We start from the raw sequence: 17,305 nt of genomic DNA on the forward strand, positions 1-17,305 counted from the left end.
GCGATCAGGCACGCATTGGCGCCGTTAGTTCGTGAACGATCGTTACAACTATTAATAGCGCGATGTATGCGCAGATAATCAGCCAAAGCGGCCATACTCTCGTTGATTTCTTCGCAAGAAGGCCGACGATGAGACCGGGTACCATCACCAGCGCGATCAACTGACTGACAGCTTCCGTTCTTGTTGTGAGGCTTGGCAGACTATAGCCGAGAAACTGTCCGCCTACGGCCAACGCAAAGGCGACGGCAGAGCAGGCCAAAGCCTTGATGTAAGGCGATTGAGTGCGATTTGTCTCTTGCATCAGTTCAATGTGCGCAACTGATCGGGCAGGTCAAGTGAGAATGCCGGAATCTCGATATCAAACCGTACTCCGTTGTCGGTCTGCATTGTATAGCGACCCACCATGACGCCAGATGTTGTCGTCAGGGGACAACCGGAAGAGTATTGGAACGAATCTCCGGGATTGAGAATGGGCTGTTCACCGATGACGCCCGGACCGCGTACTTCCTCCGTGTGGCCATTACCGTCAGTGATTTTCCAGTAGCGCGCACGCAGTTGCACTGTTATCTCCGACTCGTTGGCGATGGTAATGCGGTATCCCCAAACGTAGCGGTTCTCTTCCGGATTGGATTGCTCCTCCAGATAGAACGGTTCGACGGTTACCTCGATATCGCGGGTAATGGCTTTATACATACCTTCTCTCGTTTTATGTCCCTCATATCGCGGGTCGGCGCCATCGCGTCAACCATCCAGAGAACGCCTGGTTTAAATCCTTCGTGATCGGCGCACTTATCGCTAATATATGGGTGAAGCCGTTCGGTGGAGCTAAGCAATTCTATTGATGAGCCTCGAAGAATTTGCAGAAATGGCGCTTTCATTTCCTGAAACTATTCAGGCAAGTCATTTCAACACGATCGATTTTAGGGTGAATGGAAAAATATTCGCAACGCTGCGCCCCGAGAAGCTGCGCGGTGTATTGTTGCTCACTCGGGAAGATCAATCCCTCTTGTGTGAGACGTCGAGAGATATGTTCGAGCCCGTGCCGGGACGCTGGGGCGAAAAAGGTTCAACCTATGTTGTTCTGGACAGCGCCGATCCGGACGCGGTGCGCAATGCCATGGCGATCGCCTGGAAGAGGGCGGCGCCAAAATCAGTCTCCGCGCGGCATATCCTCTAATCGTCTACAGTGCCGCTTTCAAAGCGATATCGAGATCTTCGGTCAGATCGTCCGCATCTTCAAGCCCGACCGACAGCCGTAGCAAACCATCGGAAATACCGAGTTCGGCGCGGGCTTCTTCGGTGAGATTCTTGTGGGTGGTTGTGGTCGGATGGGTGATCAGGCTCTTTGAATCACCCAGATTGTTGGAAATCTGGATGACTTCCAGGGTGTTCTCGACATTGAATGCCGCCTTCTTGGCGCCCTTGACTTCGAAGGCGATCAGTGTGGAACCGCCCGACATTTGCTTGGCGATAATATCAGCCTGCGGGTGATCGGCACGTCCCGGGTAGATTACCCTGGAGATCGCCGGATGATCGGCAAGGAAATCGGCGATTTTTGCTGCGCTTTCCGTCTGTTGGCGCACGCGTACAGCCAAAGTTTCGAGACCCTTCAGCATGACCCATGAGTTGAACGGGCTGAGCCCAGGGCCGGTATGGCGGAAATATTCGTGCAGATTTTCGTCTACCCACTGCTTGTCGGAAAGGATCACGCCGCCGAGACAACGACCTTGTCCGTCGATATGTTTGGTCGTGGAATAGACGACGATGTGTGCACCCAGTTCCAGAGGCTTCTGGAAGAGCGGCGTCGCGAAGACGTTATCGACGATGAGCTTGGCGCCGACCGAATTGGCCACCCGCGCCACAGCCGCAATATCGATGATTTCGAGCGTCGGGTTAGTCGGGCTTTCGAGGAACAGCACCTTGGTGTTCGGGCGGACGGCGTTTTGCCAGTTCTCGATCTTCGAGCCATCTATCAGTGTAAAATCAACACCATAGCGCGGTAAAAGCGTTTCGATGATGTAGCGACATGAGCCGAACATCGCTCTTGCTGCCAGAACGTGGTCGCCGGCCTTGACCTGGCAGATGATGGCTGCTGCCACAGCAGCCATGCCTGACGCCGTAGCCCGCGCATCTTCAGCGCCTTCCAATGCACACATGCGCTTTTCGAACATGTCCGTTGTCGGATTAGCGTAGCGGGAATAGATGAAGCCCGGCTCCTCACCCTTGAAACGGGCCTCGGCGGCTTCGGCGCTGGGGTAGACAAAGCCTTGCGTCAGGAACAAGGCTTCGGACGTTTCACCGAAGCCTGAACGCAGCGTTCCGGCATGCACGAGTTGGGTTGCGGGGCGCAGCTTGCGGGTGATGTTCGCGGTCATCGTCTTCTCAATCTGCCAGAATCTGGCCAATAAAAAACCGGCCTTGCGTGAATCGCAAAAAGGCCGGACGAAACCGGGCCTCTTTTAGCAAATTATTTAACGTGGCTGCAAGCCGGCCGGCCAAATCACCACGGGATAAAACTGCTTTAATCCTCTCAAGCGCTTGCGTCAACCGGGCGAGACGCTAAAGCTTTTGTATGTTTCTGCGAGGTTTTGGCGATTGACATGAGTAGACATCAGGCAGGTATTCTGGCGGACAGCGGCATCAGGGCGTTATATCAGGCCGGTGCACTGAGGACAGAGCGGGATTTCGATACCGATCAGATCCAGCCAGCAAGTCTTGACCTGCGGCTTGGTACGAAAGCTTATCGCGTCCGCGCCAGTTTCATGCCGGGGCCCGGAACCGCGGTTATCGACAAGCTGGAGCGGCTCAAGCTGCATGAAATCGATCTGACCGAAGGGGCGGTGCTTGAAACCGGCTGTGTCTATATCGTTCCCTTATTGGAAAGCCTGAGCCTGCCGCCTGAGGTTTCTGCTTCGGCCAACCCGAAAAGCTCCACCGGGCGACTCGACATTTTTACGCGCGTCATCGTCGACGGTGCGCAGGAATTTGACAAAGTGCCAGCAGGCTATCACGGGCCACTCTATCTTGAGGTCAGCCCGCGCACCTTTCCAATCGTGGCACGTACCGGTTCGCGTCTGTCGCAAATCCGCTTCCGGACGGGGCGCGCGCAATTGGAAGAGGTAGAACTCACGGCTTTGCACAAGGCAGAAACCTTGGTCGCTTCTAAAACGCCGAACATTTCCGGCGGCGGCATCGCGCTATCCATCGATCTGACCGGCGACGCAAACGGTCTCGTCGGCTATCGCGGCAAACATCATACCGGTGTCGTCGATGTGGATAAACGCGGTGTGCATGACCTTTTCGATTTCTGGGAACCTATCCATGACCGTGGTGCACGCGAACTGGTGCTTGATCCTGACGAGTTCTATATTCTGGTTTCGCGCGAGGCTGTGCATGTGCCACCGCTTTATGCCGCAGAAATGACGCCTTTCGATCCGCTGGTTGGAGAGTTCCGCGTCCACTATGCCGGTTTCTTCGACCCTGGTTTCGGCCATACTGCTGCGGGTGGAACCGGCAGCCGCGCGGTACTTGAGGTGCGCAGCCATGAAGTACCGTTCATTCTCGAACATGGTCAGATCGTCGGACGCCTGATCTATGAGCATATGCTGGAGCGCCCGCGCGCGCTCTACGGAACCGACCTCGGTTCCAACTACCAGGCGCAGGGCCTGAAATTGTCAAAGCACTTCAGATGATAGCGGGGAACGCTTGACAAGGATGGGCTTCAACGAACATTGATAAGCAGATGCGGGTGTAGTTCAATGGTAGAACGGCAGCTTCCCAAGCTGCATACGAGGGTTCGATTCCCTTCACCCGCTCCATCTTTTCCAACACCGGAGAACAAATGTCGGAAAGAATGAACCGCTTCCTGGGAGATTCGCCCGGTCGAGTCCTTGTGAAACTGATTGTGGTCTCGTTGGTGGTCGGCGTCGTCATGAATGCTTTCGACTGGTCTCCTATCGACATTCTTTATGGCTTCGAGAACTTTATTCGCCGCATTTGGAATCTCGGTTTTGGTGCTATCGAGCGTTTTGCCGCTTATTTCCTGCTCGGCGCGGTAGTTGTCATTCCCTGCTTCATCATTTTGCGCTTGCTGAGTTACCGGCGCTAAAAATTCCGCCACAGCCCATTTCGGCTTGAAGGAGCCACAATTGCCGGATACCGGCGGGAAGTCTCCCGCAGGAATCATTCATGCCCGAAAAGAATTTCCACCTGTCGCGTCGCCACTTCCTAGGCCTCACGGCGGTTGCGGTTCTACCGCTATCTGCCTGCCAGACCACCATACAAACGCCAGGAAAAGTTGCGGGAGCTTCGGCTGCGGCTGCCTCAAATGTGCAAGCGATCCGCTCTACAAATGGCCTCAGCGGGCTGAACGCCGACCCCACGCTGGAACGTGCCGCCTCGCAACAGGCGGCCTACATGGCAAGTGCGGGCCAAATGGCTCACACGACGGGCTGGGGTCGCAGCTTTGCTTCCCGTGTGAGGGATAACGAAATCCATGGTCTTGCTGCCGAGAATATCGCCGTGGGGCGCATGAACATAGACCAGCTTTTTGCCAGGTGGATGGCATCACCGCCACATCGGCGCAACATGCTGGATCCGCACTTTACCCGTTTCGGTTTGGCCTATGCAGAGTCCACAAATGGCAGTGCCGAGCGCTATTGGGCGCTGGTTCTGGCAAGTTAGCGTTGATTGCCGCGATTGCACTGGAAACCGCGCCGCGTAGGTGGCATAGAGCAATAGAAACCGTGTGGTTGCAATCTCCGGTGCTTCATGACAATCGAGACTTCCCCTCAGCCAGGATCAAAAATTGTTCGACCGTTCGAGGTGACCAACAAGTTGATGTTGGCGATTACGATTCCCGTAATGCTGGCATCGCTGACGACGCCATTGCTCGGACTGGTCGACACTGCAGTGATTGGCCAGCTCGGCGACCCGCATCTGCTGGGCGGCCTTGCAATTGGTGCACTCGTTTTTGATTTTTTGTTTTCGACAATGAATTTCTTGCGTGCGGGCACGACCGGGCTCGTAGCGCAGGCACTGGGACGGCACGACAATGTGGAACAGCAAGCGGTTTTTTGGCGCGCCATCGGTATCGCCGCCGTAGCGGGTGTACTCTTCATTGCGGCGACACCCCTAATCCTGCAAGCGACCATCAGTTTCATGAACCCGGATAAGGCAGTCTCGGACGCCATGTCGACCTATGTCTCGATCCGCCTGCTGTCATCGCCCATGGCGCTGGGCAATTTCGTGGTTCTGGGCCTGTTGCTCGGCCAAGGGAAGGCCATGCAAGGGCTGTATCTTCAGTTCCTCCTCAATGGTGTCAACGTTCTGATGACAATCTGGTTCGGCCTTGTCATGGGCTGGGGCGTTGCCGGTATTGCGTGGGGGACCTTGCTCGGTGAAACAGTTGCGCTCGTGGTTGGCCTGCTCATAATCTACCGGCAATTCCGTGCGATACCGAATCCCTCCCGGGCGCGGGTGCTGGATCCGCATGAGATTCGCCGCATGTTTACTGTCAACCGCGATATCATGCTGAGATCGTTCTTTCTGTTGATCGCCTATGCCTATTTCACCCGCGCTGGAACGGAAGCGGGCGCGGTAACGTTGGCAACGAATGCGGTGTTAATGAATTTCCTGCTGATTTCCGGCTATTTGATTGACGGAGTGACTACCGCCGCAGAACAGATTTCCGGGCGCGCAGTCGGCGCACATTACCGCCCGGCATTCGACCGCGGTATAAAGTTGTCCTTTCTGTGGGGCTTGTTGTTGGCGACAGCGATGGCCGTATTCTTTCTCATCTTTGGTGATGCAATTGTTGGATTCCTGATCAAATCGGACGACGTGCAGGAAATGGCGTCAGTGTACTTGCCGTGGGCCGCGTTGGCGCCGGTTGTGGGTCTGCTGGCTTTCCATATGGACGGGGTCTTTATTGGCGCGACATGGTCGCGCGACATGCGCAATATGATGGTCCTGTCGCTCATCGGCTATTTCGCGGCCTATTTCATCCTGCCGAAGTTCTTTGGCAACCATGGTCTATGGCTGGCGCTGCACCTTTTTCTTGGTTTGCGCGGTATTTCCCTGTTATCGATTCTTCCGAGCCGGGCACGAATGCAGTTTGCCAACTAGACCGGGATTGCTTTTGCGGCCCAATCGTCAACGTCGCAATCGCGCAGCGCGGCGATAGTACTAACGCTGTCCCGCTTCAAGGTTGCCGACATACCCTTGACGATCTCGCTTGCCAGGCCGGGACCACTGAAGATCATGCCTGTGTAGAGCTGGACGAGATCAGCGCCGGCCCGAATTTTAGCAATGGCTGTCGCCGCGCTGTCAATGCCACCAACGCCGATTATCGCCAGATCGGTACCTACGCGTTGGCGCATCTTAGCGAGTACAATCGTCGACCGTTCGAAGAGTGGCGCTCCGGAGAGGCCGCCTGCCTCGCCAGTGCTCTTGCCGCTTTTTAGACCCGCGCGAGATACCGTGGTGTTGGAAATTATGAGCCCGTCCAGCGAATGCGAACCGATCTCGGCGGCAATATCGTCGAGACTGGCTTCGGTCAGATCAGGTGCGATCTTGAGAAAAACTGGGCGCCTGACGCCCGGTTGCGCGTCGCGTGTGTCGAGTACCTTTTCGAGTAATTCTCTGACGCTCTCTCGCGCCTGTAAGTCGCGCAAGCCTGGCGTGTTTGGAGAGGAAATATTGACCGTGAAATAACTCGCTAGAGCATGGAATTTCCTTATACCCGCCACATAGTCCGCGACGCGGTCAGTTGAGTCCTTGTTTGAGCCGATGTTTATCCCGACGATGCCTGCATGCGAACGTCGCTCGTTCAGGCGTCGAAATGCTGGATCGTGACCTTCGTTGTTGAAGCCAAGCCGGTTGATTACCGCATTGTCTTCCAAGAGGCGAAAGATGCGTGGCTTCGGATTGCCAGATTGCGCCCGCGGTGTGAGCGTTCCGACTTCGGCAAAGCCGAAGCCGAGCCGCAGCAATGCGTCGGGTATCTCGGCATTTTTGTCATAGCCAGCGGCCATACCGAGCGGATTAGGAAAACTGAGGCCAGCGACGGCGACGCGCAGAGCCGGATCGTTGTTGGGTAAACATGCTGGCACAAGGCCGGTCTTCAATGCCTTGATCGAGAGACCGTGCGCATCTTCCGGGTCGAGTCTAAACAGCATTTTGCGGCCAATTGACCCGAACAACCTACTCATGCACTCAACTCCGGAAATTTGTGCTTGCCGTCGCTACCCAAGGGCAGTGGCTTGATCCATAAGACAGCGTCGAGAGGCAATGACGCATAGAGGTGCGGGAAGAAATCGCCTCCCCGCGAGAGCTCGTATCGAAGAGCTGCGCCGAGCCTCTCCGCCTCGACTGCAATCAACACAAGGTCATTCTGGCCGGCGAAATGCTTGCCGGCTGTCTCGACTGCCTGGGCCGCAGTGGAAAAATGGATATAGCCATCCGCGTGGTCGACCGGCGCGCCATCGAATATGCCTCTCGCTTCTGCAGCTTGCCAAAGGGCACGCGGAGCAATCTTGTAGATCAGTTGAGTCATAAGCGCCTTTACTAGACATAAAACGCGGATGCGCAAAGGGCAGACTGAATGCCCGAACAGAAATATCGCCTTACTTCAGATTTTCGGCGTATTATTTGGTCAGGTTGTTGAGACGTAAATGTTGGAGGTTCATCCATGTCAGGAACACGAACTTTACTAATCGCGCTGGCCGGTTCCCTATGGTCGTTCTCTGCCACCCCTCAGGAAGCGTCGACTTATACGCTTCAGAGAACCGATGACGGCTATGTCCGCATGAACAACAAGACTGGCGAAATGTCGATCTGTCAGGAGAAGTCGGATCAGCTCATCTGCAAGCTGGCGGCTGAAGAACGGGCGGCGTATGAAGATGATATTGCCGATCTTAAGACGAGAGTCGCCAAACTCGAGGACACTGTCGCAGGCATGGGCAAGCTGCCGCCCATTGTTCGAGATGCCCTTCCATCCGATGAAGATTTTGAAAAAGGACTGAGCTACATGGAGCGGTTCATGCGTCGCTTCATGGGGATTGCAAAAGAGTTCGAGGACAAGAGCAAGCCAGCAAATCCGGAGTCACCGCAAAAAACCTGACGTCGGGGTGACAGGAGATCGGCAGGAGGCAAAGCTTCACAGAGGTGTTTGTTCTTGATTTGTTCGATAATTTGATAGATTTTAACCGCTTGAATTCTTCTCTGGGAGCGGTGAGATGATTGCAGTGCCAAGACTGATTGGAGAGGTATCGATACGGCTTTTTGTGCGCCATGGCGATCAGCAAAAGGCTCTGGATTTCTACGAAAGTGTTTTCGGAGCTCAAGTAGTCGGTCGACCCTATCTGCACAATGGCGAACTGATCGCTGCTGAAATGCGGATGGGTGCATCGGTGTTAATGATTGTCGGAGCCAATCCCAAACGTGATGCGGATGCTTCGCTTGGGGGTCCAAGATCTGTTCACGCCATTGGAGCAACACCGGTCATGCTGGACATTCATGTGGATGATGTCGACCGTGTGATGCACCACGCGATCGAAGAGGGCGGCAATTTACGCAATGAAATCGAAACGCTGGATAGCGGGGATCGCGCCGGAGTGCTTACCGATCCGTTCGGGCATCTCTGGGTTGTCAAATCACGGCGTAAGCACATCGCTGCATGAAGGGAACCGGGCCACCACACGAGCCGATTGCGGAGAGCACGGTTACGTAGCAAAACGTTTGGTCGCGGCGATTAATTCATGCACGATGCCGGGCTCGCTGACCGCGTGGCCGGCATCTTCGACAATGCGCAAATCAGCTTCCGGCCAGACCTTCTTCAAATGCCATGCATTGAGGAGCGGCGTGCACATGTCGTAGCGGCCGTGCACTATCACACCGGGGATGTCGCGGATTAAATGGGCATTGCGTAGGATATGGTCATCCGTGTCGAAGAAGCCCTTGTTTTGGAAGTAGTGGCACTCGATGCGTGCGAAGGCGATGGCGAAATGGTCGTTTCCAAACGCTTCTTCGCGAGCCGGGTCTGGCAACAATGACAAGGCCGAGCCTTCCCAGCGTGCCCACAATTTTGCAGCAGCCAGTTGGATTGCAGGGTCCGGGTCAGTCAAACGCTTGTAGTAGGCGGCTATCATATCGCCGCGCTCGTCTTCAGGAATATGCTCTTGATATGCCTCAAAACGATCTGGATAAATGATGCTTGCACCGTTCGAATAGAACCACTCAATCTCGAAACGCCGGATCATGAAAATGCCACGCAGAATTAGTGCGTTGACGCGATCAGGATGAGTTTGCGCATAAGCGAGTCCAAGAGTAGAACCCCAAGAACCGCCAAAAACCTGCCACTTGTCAACGCCGAGATGTTCGCGAATGCGCTCCATATCGGCGACCAGATCCCAAGTCGTGTTCTCCTCCAGTTCTGCATGCGGCGTCGATTTCCCGCAGCCGCGTTGGTCGAAAAGTATGATCCGATAGCGTTCAGGATCATGCAGGCGTCGCATCGTCGGATTGATCCCACCCCCGGGCCCACCGTGAACCATAATCACCGGTTTTCCATCAGGATTGCCGCATTCTTCAACGTGAATGGTATGCAATTCAGATACTTGAAGCATCTGTTCCAGATATGGTTGGTTTTCAGGGTAAAGAGTATTTGTAATCATTCATCCCGCCTTCAAGAAATAATCCCCACAACGAATAATCGCTCGTGAATAAGGTTTTGCCAAGGCATTTGAATAGACTAGCTTAATTGCCATGCAAGCTTTCTCCATTCAAAACTTTGACACGTGTTAAAATGCTCTTGATATATCAGTCGATTTGGCTTTAGTCGTTAGCATTACGGCTTTTGGATTAGACCTTTAAATTTTTTAACGTTAAGGACTTTTGAATATGAAATATACATTTGTCATCGTCGACGATCATCCTTTATTCCGTGGCGCCCTAAAGCTCGCGCTGACATCTAAAACCAGTGATGTCGACATCGTCGAAATAGGCGATTTGGAAACTGCGAAAGCATACATTCAACGAACTCCAGACATCGATCTCGTGCTTCTGGATCTCTCGTTGAACGGCATTGGTGGGCTAACTGGCCTTATCAGCTTGCGCGCGCTGCAACCAATGGTTCCTGTGGCAATTGTTTCTGCTACCGACGACGCGGTCACAATTCGTGCTGCTCTGGCGCTCGGCGCTGCGGGCTTCATTTCCAAATCGTCCAGCCCCGAAACCATCAACGAAGCTGTAAAAACTATACTTGAGGGAGAAATCTGGTCGCCGTTGGTTGGCGACGAAGTCGGGGAACTCGACCCGGAAATCGTTGAACTTATATTGTGCATGCGAAAGCTGACGCCGCAGCAAGGTCGGGTGCTCGCGATGATGGCCGATGGTATGTTGAACAAGCAAATTGCGCATGAACTTAACGTCTCCGAGGCGACTATCAAGGCCCATGTGTCGGCCGTGCTTTATAAACTCGGCGTCGAAAGTCGGACTCAGGCCGTTATCCGGTTGGCGCGCTTCAAAGAGGAGGTGCTTCCAGTTGAAGTGCCGGCGACCGGACTTCACTAATTTTCCGTGGATTATTCCGCTGCAATTGCCTGACTGAAATGCGATAGCAGTGCGCGCAAAATAGCAGGGCGCACGGGTTTATTAATAACCGAAATATCCTCTAGCAACGCGCGTTCCCGCACGTGATTCGAGCGGTCAGCAGTGATCAATGCTGCTTTGAGATGTCGCTGCAGATGCTCGCGGGTATTTTGAATGACGTCGAGTCCATTTTCTTCGTCCAGATTATAATCCGCCAGAATAACGGCTGGGATTGCTAGAGGGTTTTCAACGCAATAGGCCAGCAAAGCCTTTCCGCTTTTGAAGGGCAAGACCTGGCAGCCCCAAGTCGTCAGGAGCTCCTGCATGCCGGCAAGCGATCGCTCATTGTCGTCGACGCACAGAACAGTAAGCCCGGTCAAGACGTTAAAGGACTTTACCGTCTGCGTTGCTTCGATCGCGGGTAGAACCGGGACGTTTGACGGTACCATAGTAACCGAAAAAACCGATCCTTTGCCGACTCGCGATGCGACGATGATCGACAGGTCAAGGATCTTCGCGATGCGCTCCACAATGGAAAGTCCAAGGCCGAGGCCATCGGATTCTTTCATCCCTTCCGGCAACCTCGAAAACTCGTGGAATATATGGTCAAGTTTTCCCGGAGGAATACCGATACCAGTGTCGAGAATTTGCAATTCTATGGATTTGCCACGCCGCCGCACTCCAACCAAAATCCTTCCTGACCGGCAGTATTTTATGGCGTTCGACACCAGGTTTTGAATGAGCCTCCTGAAAAGATTGCGGTCCGTAGCAATGACTGCCGAACTGGCAACTACCCGCAGATCCAGGCCTTTTTCTCGCGCCGTGGGTGCAAAATCCCGCGCTATTTGTTGCAATAAGTGGTCGAGACGAAAGACAGAAATGACGGGCTTCAACGCACCCGTATCCAATCTTGAAATGTCGAGGAGTGCGTTGATGATCGACTCAACCGCTTCAAGCGACGAATCAACGTTGCTGGCCAGCTCCTTTTCGCGCGAATTTCCAAGCTGCTCCATCAAGGAAGAGGAGTAGAGGCGGGCAGCATTCAATGGTTGGAGAATGTCATGTCCAGCATCGGCAAGGAACCGCGTTTTACCGAGATTGGCTTCTTCGGCTCGTCGCTGAGCCTTTCCCAATTGTTGATTTGCCAGCGTAAGCTCCGCGGTACGATCGCGCACACGCAACTCAAGAGACTCGTTGGTCTGGCGCAACAGATTATCGGCGTTAACTGCATTTGTCACATCGGTGAACGTTGTCACCAGGCCGCCATCGGGTATCGAGTTGGAGCGGATCTCGATCGTCTGGCCGGTTCCTCTAAGCTTGATGCGCCAAGGGGCTGAAATGTCGGTAAACTGTTCAGTGAAGGCCTTATTCGTAAAGTCCGCGAGATCATCACGCTCGGATAGATACGAGAGGATACGGTTAAGGGGAGTGCCCATCCGTTGCAACTCTTTGGGAAGATCGAGGATCAGGCGGAACTGCGTATTCCAGCAGCTAAGCCGATACTGTCGGTCAAAGACGCTAATGCCCTGATCCATCTGGTCTAGAGCCGTCTGCAAAAGGTGGCGATTCTGTGCCAGCGCGTCGGTCGCATGATCGAGCAAGATCTGAGCACGACGCTGGGCTGGGCCGGTGGGGCCCATAGCCAAGGAAAGGATCATACGCGCCGAAGGTGAGCCGACAATACCCGATAGCAACTGCTCAGCGAAGAGCACAGTCTTGAAATCTGCTGCGTCACTACCTTCGAGTGCGATAATTTCCCGCTTATGAAAGGATTTGAAAGCGAGGTCTGTTTGTTCGCTGCCAATATATTTCGATATTGTCATTTTTAGCTGGTCAACGGTCACACTCGGCTGGAGACTTCCGACAGCATTCATCGACAAGGCGGCATCCGCAATAAATATCGAAGCCTGGATGCGTTCAAGCGGAGTGGCGCTTCTGGCAAGCGAGCCGGTGATAAAGAGCGTGATGTTGACCAATAAGCTCCAAAAGAGCGAGTTTATATAGTTGCTGGCTTCCAATCCGAACAGGGCGTGGGGTCGCAGGGCGGCTAGGCCGAACGGACCGTCTACGGAAATTGATGATCCGCTGTCGAGCATGGTTGGCAGCACCATTGTGTAGGCCCAGACGCAAAAGCCTGCGAGCATACCCCAAGTCGCGCCTCTTGCCGTGCCTCGACGCCAGAACAGCCCGCCAAGCAGTGGTGGCAGGAGCTGCATCATGGCAATGGCTGAGATCAGTGCCATAACAGCGAAGTCGACACGAATAGAGACAACAAACTGATAGGCAAATGCTGCCACGAGAATTCCTATCAGAGCTGCTCGTCGCAAATTGGGGATAATCCTGGTGAAATCCTTTGCAATCTCCGGCGAGGTGATATTTGCCCGCCTAAGTAGTATCGGCAGGATGAGATCATTGGAAATCATCACCGAAAGTAAAATCGATGGGGCGATTATCATCGTGGTTGCGGCGGATATCCCCCCGGCAAAAGCTACAATGGCAAGCCAGTGCCGTTCCGCGGCTAAGGGCAATGAAAGAAAGTAAAAATCTGCCGATGCTTGTGCGGATAGCATGATCGATCCAATTGCAGAGATAGGTAATACGAATATACCGATACTCAGCAGGAACAATGGAACAAACCATCGAGCGATCCTGAGTTCGGAAGCGCCCCTGTTCTGGACGATCGTTAGATAGAATTGGTTGGGCATCAACAAGACCGACGACGCGCCGATCAATACCAGGCCGATGAAATTGCCGGCTGACATACCTCTCTGAAGCGCAGGTATGTCGGGTTGATTCGTTATGAGCCTAGTAAAAATTTCACTCGGTGAACCAAATAAAAATGTGACTGTCGCGATTCCAACTAAGACAAAGCCGGTAAATTTGATGACGGTGCCGACAGCCAAAGCGTGGATGAACCCCTCATATCTCTCCTTGAAATGCGGCGGACGGGCGCAGCAGAAGACTGTGAATAGACCTATGCCGATCTCTACTGCGCCTGCGAATAGATGCAGCCTGTGCTCATCGAGAGTTTCGTTGGGATCAAAAACCCCGCTCAAAACATCGATCAAATAATGAATCGCCGTCATCTGCAGCGAAATATAGGGAATGAGGCCGATGGTGGTAATGACAGTCACCAGTGCGGCGACGGTAAAACTTTTGCCGTATCGCGCGCCGATAAAGTCCGATATCGATTTGATACCTTCTGATTTCGCTAACTGGACGATTTTGCGTAAGAGCGGAAAGCCCAGAGTGAAAACAAGAACGATGCCAACATAAAGACCTGCAAACTCAATGCCGTGCTCTGCGGCATAACTGGTGGATCCGTAGTACATCCAGGAGCTGCCGCTCGCAGCCAGACTCAAGGAATAAAGGAGTGGGCGCGAAGTGTTGCTCTTCGCTTCAGTCTGTTGATCAGCCGACTTGATCACCCAATACTGTATTGAAAAGTAAACTATTACGACCAGTGATGCAGCCAAGGCCATCATGGGCCAAAACCTTCCGTCATCTTCCGTTAGCCGCTTCCCATCCAAATAAATTTTGGGTCAGCCGGAACTAGCATAATGTGCTGAGGCGACCCCTAATACTGTTAGAAAGAGCAAACACTCTCTTAATATTCTAGAAACTTCTGTTACTGTCTCTTGGTGCACCACAGCATCGCTAGGGACAGTTTCGCCTGCAATAACACACAATACTGGAGAGTGGTATATCATGTTGAAGGAATTCAAAGAATTTGCCTTGAAGGGAAACATGGTCGATCTCGCCATCGGCGTGATCATCGGTGGCGCTTTCGGCAGGCTGGTCGAGTCGATCGTCGCTGATCTGATGATGCCAATCATTGGCCTGTTGACCGGTGGTATTGATTTTTCCAACCTCTACCTCCAGCTTTCAGGCGCACCCGCCCCAACATTGGCGGCCGCCCGAGAAGCCGGTGCTACGATCGCTTATGGCAATTTCATCACGCTTCTTATCAACTTCCTGATCGTAGCCTGGGTTTTGTTCATGGTAGTCAAGGCCATGAACCGCTTCAAAAAGAAGGAAGCGGCGGCCGATCCTGCGCCTGCGAAAGAAATCCTCATTCTTACCGAGATCCGCGATCTCCTCGCCAAAGACAAATCGAAGTAGTAACACCGGAACACCCAGCCGGCCCATCATTCGAACTGATGGAAACATCACAAATATATGCGTGCCAACAGCACGCCATTGCGCTACGCCTTTCACGATACTAAGCGGAGTACCGGGATGGGTCTTTTCGAGCATTTGCGTCATGAGGCAGCGGTGGCGCCCGAGAGCGGCATCGTTGCCGTAATGAATCATGGCCGGCGTCAAGAAGGGGTCATTCCACTTTGGGCTGGCGAAGGTGATTTGCCGACACCCGATTTTATCCGGGACGCGGCCAGCGCTGGCTTGGCCAATGGTGAAACGTTCTATACGTGGCAGGCCGGTATTCCCGAACTGCGCCTGGCCCTTTCCGACTATTACAAGCGGCATTTCAATGCGGAGCTTCCTGCGGAGCATTTTTATGTCACCGGATCCGGCATGCATTCGATTCAGCTTGCCATTCAGGCGACGGCGGGTGCGGGAGACGAAGTTGTCTATCTTTCGCCCGCCTGGCCGAATTTCGCCGCGGCCGCAGGTGTTGGCGGTGCTACTCCGGTCCCCGTCACAATGGATTTTGCCGGCAATGGCTGGTCGCTCGATACCCAGAAGGTCCGCGATGCGATCACTCCACGGACCAAGGCGCTGTTCATAAACACGCCATCCAATCCTACAGGCTGGACGGCGGACATCGAAACGCTAAAGGAAATCCTGGCTATCGCACGTCATCATGGCTTGTGGATCGTTGCAGACGAAATCTACGCACATTTCTACTATGGCGCCCGTCGTGCCCCGTCCTTCCTGGATGTGATGGACCCGGAGGAACGCATCATTTTCGTCAATAGTTTTTCGAAGAACTGGGCGATGACCGGCTGGCGCATAGGTTGGCTGACGATACATCCCTCGCTCGGCAAAACGATGGAAAACCTCATTCAATATTCGACCTCCGGCGTTGCCCAATTCATGCAGCGTGGCGGTGTTGTGGCGCTTGAACAGGGCGATGATTTTATCCGCATGCAGGTGGAGCGTGCACATCAGGCGCGGGACATTCTTTGTGCGAAGCTTGCGGCAACGGGCAGGGTGCGCTTGGCGCCCCCGGCCGGGGCGTTCTATCTGCTGTTCGGGATTGACGGAATCACCGATTCCTACCGTGCGGCCTTCGACATCGTCGACCAGGCAAAAGTTGGGCTGGCTCCGGGGACCGCATTCGGCGACGGAGGGTCAGCCTATCTTCGCCTCTGCTTTGCCAGACGGATTGATCAGGTCGAAGAAGCTGCCGCCCGTCTTGCGGAATGGATATCCACACGCTGAAGCGGGCGTTAACCGCCGGCCTTGGAAATAGCGAGTGTTACGACCCGGTCACTGTTCTCTATAGAAGGCGCGCTTTCCTTTGAAAAAGGAATGCCTAGCGCCGTCCAGACTTCAACCAGTGCATCCTTCAATTCAACGACGAGTTCATTCGAGTGGAACGGTGTCGGCGTGATACGCAAGCGCTCGGTACCGCGTGGTACAGTCGGATAGTTGATCGGCTGGATGTAAATGCCATGCAGGTCGAGTAACCGATCGCTGGCCTTCTTGCACAGTTCGGGATCGCCGACATGGATTGGGATGATGTGGGTTTCAGATTTCATAACCGGAAGATTGGCCTGCGCCAGCACATCTTTGGTAAGTTGTGCCTGACATTGATGTCTGCGCCGCTCCTCCTGCGATACTTTGAGGTGCCGGATAGATTGTGTCGCTGCGGCTGCAATAACCGGGGGGAGTGCTGTTGTGAAGATGAAACCAGGCGCATAGGAGCGGACGGCGTCGATCACGCTTTTGGGACCGGCGATATAACCGCCCAACGTGCCGAAAGCCTTGGCCAGCGTACCTTCGATAATATCGATACGGTGTGACAAACCTTCGCGATCGGTGATGCCTCCGCCACGATTGCCATACATGCCGACCGCGTGGACCTCGTCGATGTAGGTCATGGCGTTATATTCGTCTGCCAGGTCGGCAATGGCAGCGATAGGAGCAATATCCCCATCCATCGAATAGACGGATTCGAACACAATCAGCTTCGCGCGTTCCTTGCCCGCGGCCTTCAAGAGCTCTTCGAGGTGTGCGAGATCGTTGTGGCGAAAAATCTTTTTTTCCGCACCGGAGCGGCGCACACCCTCGATCATCGAGGCGTGGTTCAGCTCGTCGGAAAAAATGAGGCAATTTGGCAAAAGCCGCGCAATGGTCGAAATCGAGGCTTCATTGGAGACGAAACCGGAGGTGAAAACCAGACCCGCTTCCTTCTGGTGGAGATCAGCCAGCTCTATTTCGAGTTCCACCAGCGGGTGGTTATTGCCGGAGATGTTGCGCGTGCCGCCTGCACCGGAGCCCATACGGCTCGATGCGTCGTGCATGGCCTTGATGACGTCGGGATGCTGCCCCATGCCGAGATAATCGTTGGAGCACCAGACCGTAATTTCCCGGACATTGCCGGCGTCGCGCCAAAGCGCACGCGGAAATTTCCCAACGATCCGTTCCAGATTAGCAAAGACCCGGTAGCGCTTTTCAGCGTGCAACTGGTCAATCGCGTCTTCGAAAAACCGACGATAGTCCATGAATTGCTCCTGTATCATGAACT

General features: G+C 54.0%; 18 protein-coding genes, 1 tRNA gene and 1 riboswitch. Of the genes, 11 read left to right on the forward strand and 8 right to left on the reverse strand.

Annotated elements, in window-relative coordinates; translation table 11 throughout:
- Positions 1-4: 4 nt before the first annotated feature.
- A complete protein-coding gene (locus J2X72_RS10180) occupies positions 5-301 on the reverse strand; it encodes a hypothetical protein (protein ID WP_310071480.1) in 297 nt (98 codons plus the stop codon).
- A complete protein-coding gene (apaG, locus tag J2X72_RS10185) occupies positions 301-693 on the reverse strand; it encodes a Co2+/Mg2+ efflux protein ApaG (RefSeq protein WP_209998041.1) in 393 nt (130 codons plus the stop codon). Before apaG ends, J2X72_RS10180 begins: the two co-directional genes overlap by 1 nt.
- Positions 694-841: 148 nt before the next feature.
- On the opposite strand from apaG, the gene J2X72_RS10190 reads away from it, so the two are divergent.
- Positions 842-1,177: an MmcQ/YjbR family DNA-binding protein gene (locus tag J2X72_RS10190; protein ID WP_310071483.1), complete on the forward strand. Its 336-nt coding sequence runs from the start codon at positions 842-844 to the stop codon at positions 1,175-1,177.
- A 4-nt stretch (positions 1,178-1,181) separates the two neighbouring features.
- On the opposite strand, the gene J2X72_RS10195 is transcribed toward J2X72_RS10190, so the two are convergent.
- Positions 1,182-2,375 (reverse strand): O-succinylhomoserine sulfhydrylase, encoded by a 1,194-nt coding sequence (locus J2X72_RS10195; protein ID WP_310071486.1) that lies wholly within the window; start codon positions 2,373-2,375, stop codon positions 1,182-1,184.
- A gap of 62 nt (positions 2,376-2,437) precedes the next feature.
- A riboswitch (SAM riboswitch) is annotated at positions 2,438-2,517 on the reverse strand.
- 83 nt (positions 2,518-2,600) lie between these two features.
- Here J2X72_RS10195 and J2X72_RS10200 point away from each other — a divergent pair.
- From J2X72_RS10200 to J2X72_RS10220, 5 genes are all read left to right on the forward strand, one after another.
- A complete protein-coding gene (locus J2X72_RS10200; RefSeq protein ID WP_310071488.1) occupies positions 2,601-3,692 on the forward strand; it encodes a 2'-deoxycytidine 5'-triphosphate deaminase in 1,092 nt (363 codons plus the stop codon).
- A 52-nt stretch (positions 3,693-3,744) separates the two neighbouring features.
- A tRNA-Gly gene (locus J2X72_RS10205) sits at positions 3,745-3,818 on the forward strand.
- A 23-nt stretch (positions 3,819-3,841) separates the two neighbouring features.
- Positions 3,842-4,108 (forward strand): DUF6460 domain-containing protein, encoded by a 267-nt coding sequence (locus J2X72_RS10210; protein WP_209998037.1) that lies wholly within the window; start codon positions 3,842-3,844, stop codon positions 4,106-4,108.
- An 80-nt stretch (positions 4,109-4,188) separates the two neighbouring features.
- Positions 4,189-4,683: a CAP domain-containing protein gene (locus J2X72_RS10215; RefSeq protein ID WP_310071492.1), complete on the forward strand. Its 495-nt coding sequence runs from the start codon at positions 4,189-4,191 to the stop codon at positions 4,681-4,683.
- A gap of 87 nt (positions 4,684-4,770) precedes the next feature.
- Positions 4,771-6,126: an MATE family efflux transporter gene (locus J2X72_RS10220; RefSeq protein WP_209998035.1), complete on the forward strand. Its 1,356-nt coding sequence runs from the start codon at positions 4,771-4,773 to the stop codon at positions 6,124-6,126.
- On the opposite strand, the gene J2X72_RS10225 is transcribed toward J2X72_RS10220, so the two are convergent.
- A complete protein-coding gene (locus J2X72_RS10225; protein ID WP_310071494.1) occupies positions 6,123-7,211 on the reverse strand; it encodes a quinone-dependent dihydroorotate dehydrogenase in 1,089 nt (362 codons plus the stop codon). The genes J2X72_RS10220 and J2X72_RS10225 overlap by 4 nt on opposite strands.
- Positions 7,208-7,555: a DUF952 domain-containing protein gene (locus J2X72_RS10230; RefSeq protein ID WP_310071496.1), complete on the reverse strand. Its 348-nt coding sequence runs from the start codon at positions 7,553-7,555 to the stop codon at positions 7,208-7,210. The genes J2X72_RS10225 and J2X72_RS10230 overlap by 4 nt, the downstream gene beginning before the upstream one ends.
- 252 nt (positions 7,556-7,807) lie before the next feature.
- On the opposite strand from J2X72_RS10230, the gene J2X72_RS10235 reads away from it, so the two are divergent.
- Both J2X72_RS10235 and J2X72_RS10240 read left to right on the forward strand, forming a co-directional pair.
- Positions 7,808-8,122 (forward strand): hypothetical protein, encoded by a 315-nt coding sequence (locus tag J2X72_RS10235; protein ID WP_310071499.1) that lies wholly within the window; start codon positions 7,808-7,810, stop codon positions 8,120-8,122.
- A 115-nt stretch (positions 8,123-8,237) separates the two neighbouring features.
- Complete coding sequence (locus J2X72_RS10240; protein ID WP_209998031.1) at positions 8,238-8,681, forward strand: VOC family protein; 444 nt, start codon at positions 8,238-8,240, stop codon at positions 8,679-8,681.
- Between the two features lie 42 nt (positions 8,682-8,723).
- Here J2X72_RS10240 and pip read toward each other — a convergent pair whose 3' ends face one another.
- Complete coding sequence (pip, locus tag J2X72_RS10245) at positions 8,724-9,674, reverse strand: prolyl aminopeptidase (protein WP_310071503.1); 951 nt, start codon at positions 9,672-9,674, stop codon at positions 8,724-8,726.
- A gap of 226 nt (positions 9,675-9,900) precedes the next feature.
- On the opposite strand from pip, the gene J2X72_RS10250 reads away from it, so the two are divergent.
- Positions 9,901-10,572: a response regulator transcription factor gene (locus J2X72_RS10250; RefSeq protein WP_310071505.1), complete on the forward strand. Its 672-nt coding sequence runs from the start codon at positions 9,901-9,903 to the stop codon at positions 10,570-10,572.
- An 11-nt stretch (positions 10,573-10,583) separates the two neighbouring features.
- Here the strand turns inward: J2X72_RS10250 and J2X72_RS10255 are convergent, their stop codons facing one another.
- Complete coding sequence (locus tag J2X72_RS10255; protein WP_310071508.1) at positions 10,584-14,075, reverse strand: PAS domain-containing hybrid sensor histidine kinase/response regulator; 3,492 nt, start codon at positions 14,073-14,075, stop codon at positions 10,584-10,586.
- 223 nt (positions 14,076-14,298) lie between these two features.
- Here J2X72_RS10255 and mscL point away from each other — a divergent pair, with 223 nt between their 5' ends.
- Positions 14,299-14,712, forward strand: coding sequence for a large conductance mechanosensitive channel protein MscL (gene mscL / locus J2X72_RS10260; RefSeq protein ID WP_209998027.1), 414 nt, complete (start codon positions 14,299-14,301; stop codon positions 14,710-14,712).
- A gap of 117 nt (positions 14,713-14,829) precedes the next feature.
- Positions 14,830-15,996 (forward strand): pyridoxal phosphate-dependent aminotransferase, encoded by a 1,167-nt coding sequence (locus J2X72_RS10265; protein ID WP_310071511.1) that lies wholly within the window; start codon positions 14,830-14,832, stop codon positions 15,994-15,996.
- Positions 15,997-16,004: 8 nt separating this feature from the next.
- On the opposite strand, the gene hemA is transcribed toward J2X72_RS10265, so the two are convergent.
- Positions 16,005-17,282: a 5-aminolevulinate synthase gene (hemA, locus tag J2X72_RS10270; protein ID WP_209998025.1), complete on the reverse strand. Its 1,278-nt coding sequence runs from the start codon at positions 17,280-17,282 to the stop codon at positions 16,005-16,007.
- Between the last annotated feature and the right edge of the window lie 23 nt (positions 17,283-17,305).

The sequence above is a fragment of the Phyllobacterium sp. 1468 genome, from assembly GCF_031455525.1.
GTDB lineage: Bacteria > Pseudomonadota > Alphaproteobacteria > Rhizobiales > Rhizobiaceae > Phyllobacterium.

What these genes read in the sequence shown, in the direction of transcription:
- J2X72_RS10180 (WP_310071480.1), bottom strand. Translation starts at nt 301, where the DNA reads ATGCAAGAGACAAATCGCACTCAATCGCCTTACATCAAGGCTTTGGCC.
- apaG (WP_209998041.1), bottom strand. Translation starts at nt 693, where the DNA reads ATGTATAAAGCCATTACCCGCGATATCGAGGTAACCGTCGAACCGTTC.
- J2X72_RS10190 (WP_310071483.1), top strand. Translation starts at nt 842, where the DNA reads ATGAGCCTCGAAGAATTTGCAGAAATGGCGCTTTCATTTCCTGAAACT.
- J2X72_RS10195 (WP_310071486.1), bottom strand. Translation starts at nt 2,375, where the DNA reads ATGACCGCGAACATCACCCGCAAGCTGCGCCCCGCAACCCAACTCGTG.
- J2X72_RS10200 (WP_310071488.1), top strand. Translation starts at nt 2,601, where the DNA reads ATGAGTAGACATCAGGCAGGTATTCTGGCGGACAGCGGCATCAGGGCG.
- J2X72_RS10210 (WP_209998037.1), top strand. Translation starts at nt 3,842, where the DNA reads ATGTCGGAAAGAATGAACCGCTTCCTGGGAGATTCGCCCGGTCGAGTC.
- J2X72_RS10215 (WP_310071492.1), top strand. Translation starts at nt 4,189, where the DNA reads ATGCCCGAAAAGAATTTCCACCTGTCGCGTCGCCACTTCCTAGGCCTC.
- J2X72_RS10220 (WP_209998035.1), top strand. Translation starts at nt 4,771, where the DNA reads ATGACAATCGAGACTTCCCCTCAGCCAGGATCAAAAATTGTTCGACCG.
- J2X72_RS10225 (WP_310071494.1), bottom strand. Translation starts at nt 7,211, where the DNA reads ATGAGTAGGTTGTTCGGGTCAATTGGCCGCAAAATGCTGTTTAGACTC.
- J2X72_RS10230 (WP_310071496.1), bottom strand. Translation starts at nt 7,555, where the DNA reads ATGACTCAACTGATCTACAAGATTGCTCCGCGTGCCCTTTGGCAAGCT.
- J2X72_RS10235 (WP_310071499.1), top strand. Translation starts at nt 7,808, where the DNA reads ATGAACAACAAGACTGGCGAAATGTCGATCTGTCAGGAGAAGTCGGAT.
- J2X72_RS10240 (WP_209998031.1), top strand. Translation starts at nt 8,238, where the DNA reads ATGATTGCAGTGCCAAGACTGATTGGAGAGGTATCGATACGGCTTTTT.
- pip (WP_310071503.1), bottom strand. Translation starts at nt 9,674, where the DNA reads ATGATTACAAATACTCTTTACCCTGAAAACCAACCATATCTGGAACAG.
- J2X72_RS10250 (WP_310071505.1), top strand. Translation starts at nt 9,901, where the DNA reads ATGAAATATACATTTGTCATCGTCGACGATCATCCTTTATTCCGTGGC.
- J2X72_RS10255 (WP_310071508.1), bottom strand. Translation starts at nt 14,075, where the DNA reads ATGATGGCCTTGGCTGCATCACTGGTCGTAATAGTTTACTTTTCAATA.
- mscL (WP_209998027.1), top strand. Translation starts at nt 14,299, where the DNA reads ATGTTGAAGGAATTCAAAGAATTTGCCTTGAAGGGAAACATGGTCGAT.
- J2X72_RS10265 (WP_310071511.1), top strand. Translation starts at nt 14,830, where the DNA reads ATGGGTCTTTTCGAGCATTTGCGTCATGAGGCAGCGGTGGCGCCCGAG.
- hemA (WP_209998025.1), bottom strand. Translation starts at nt 17,282, where the DNA reads ATGGACTATCGTCGGTTTTTCGAAGACGCGATTGACCAGTTGCACGCT.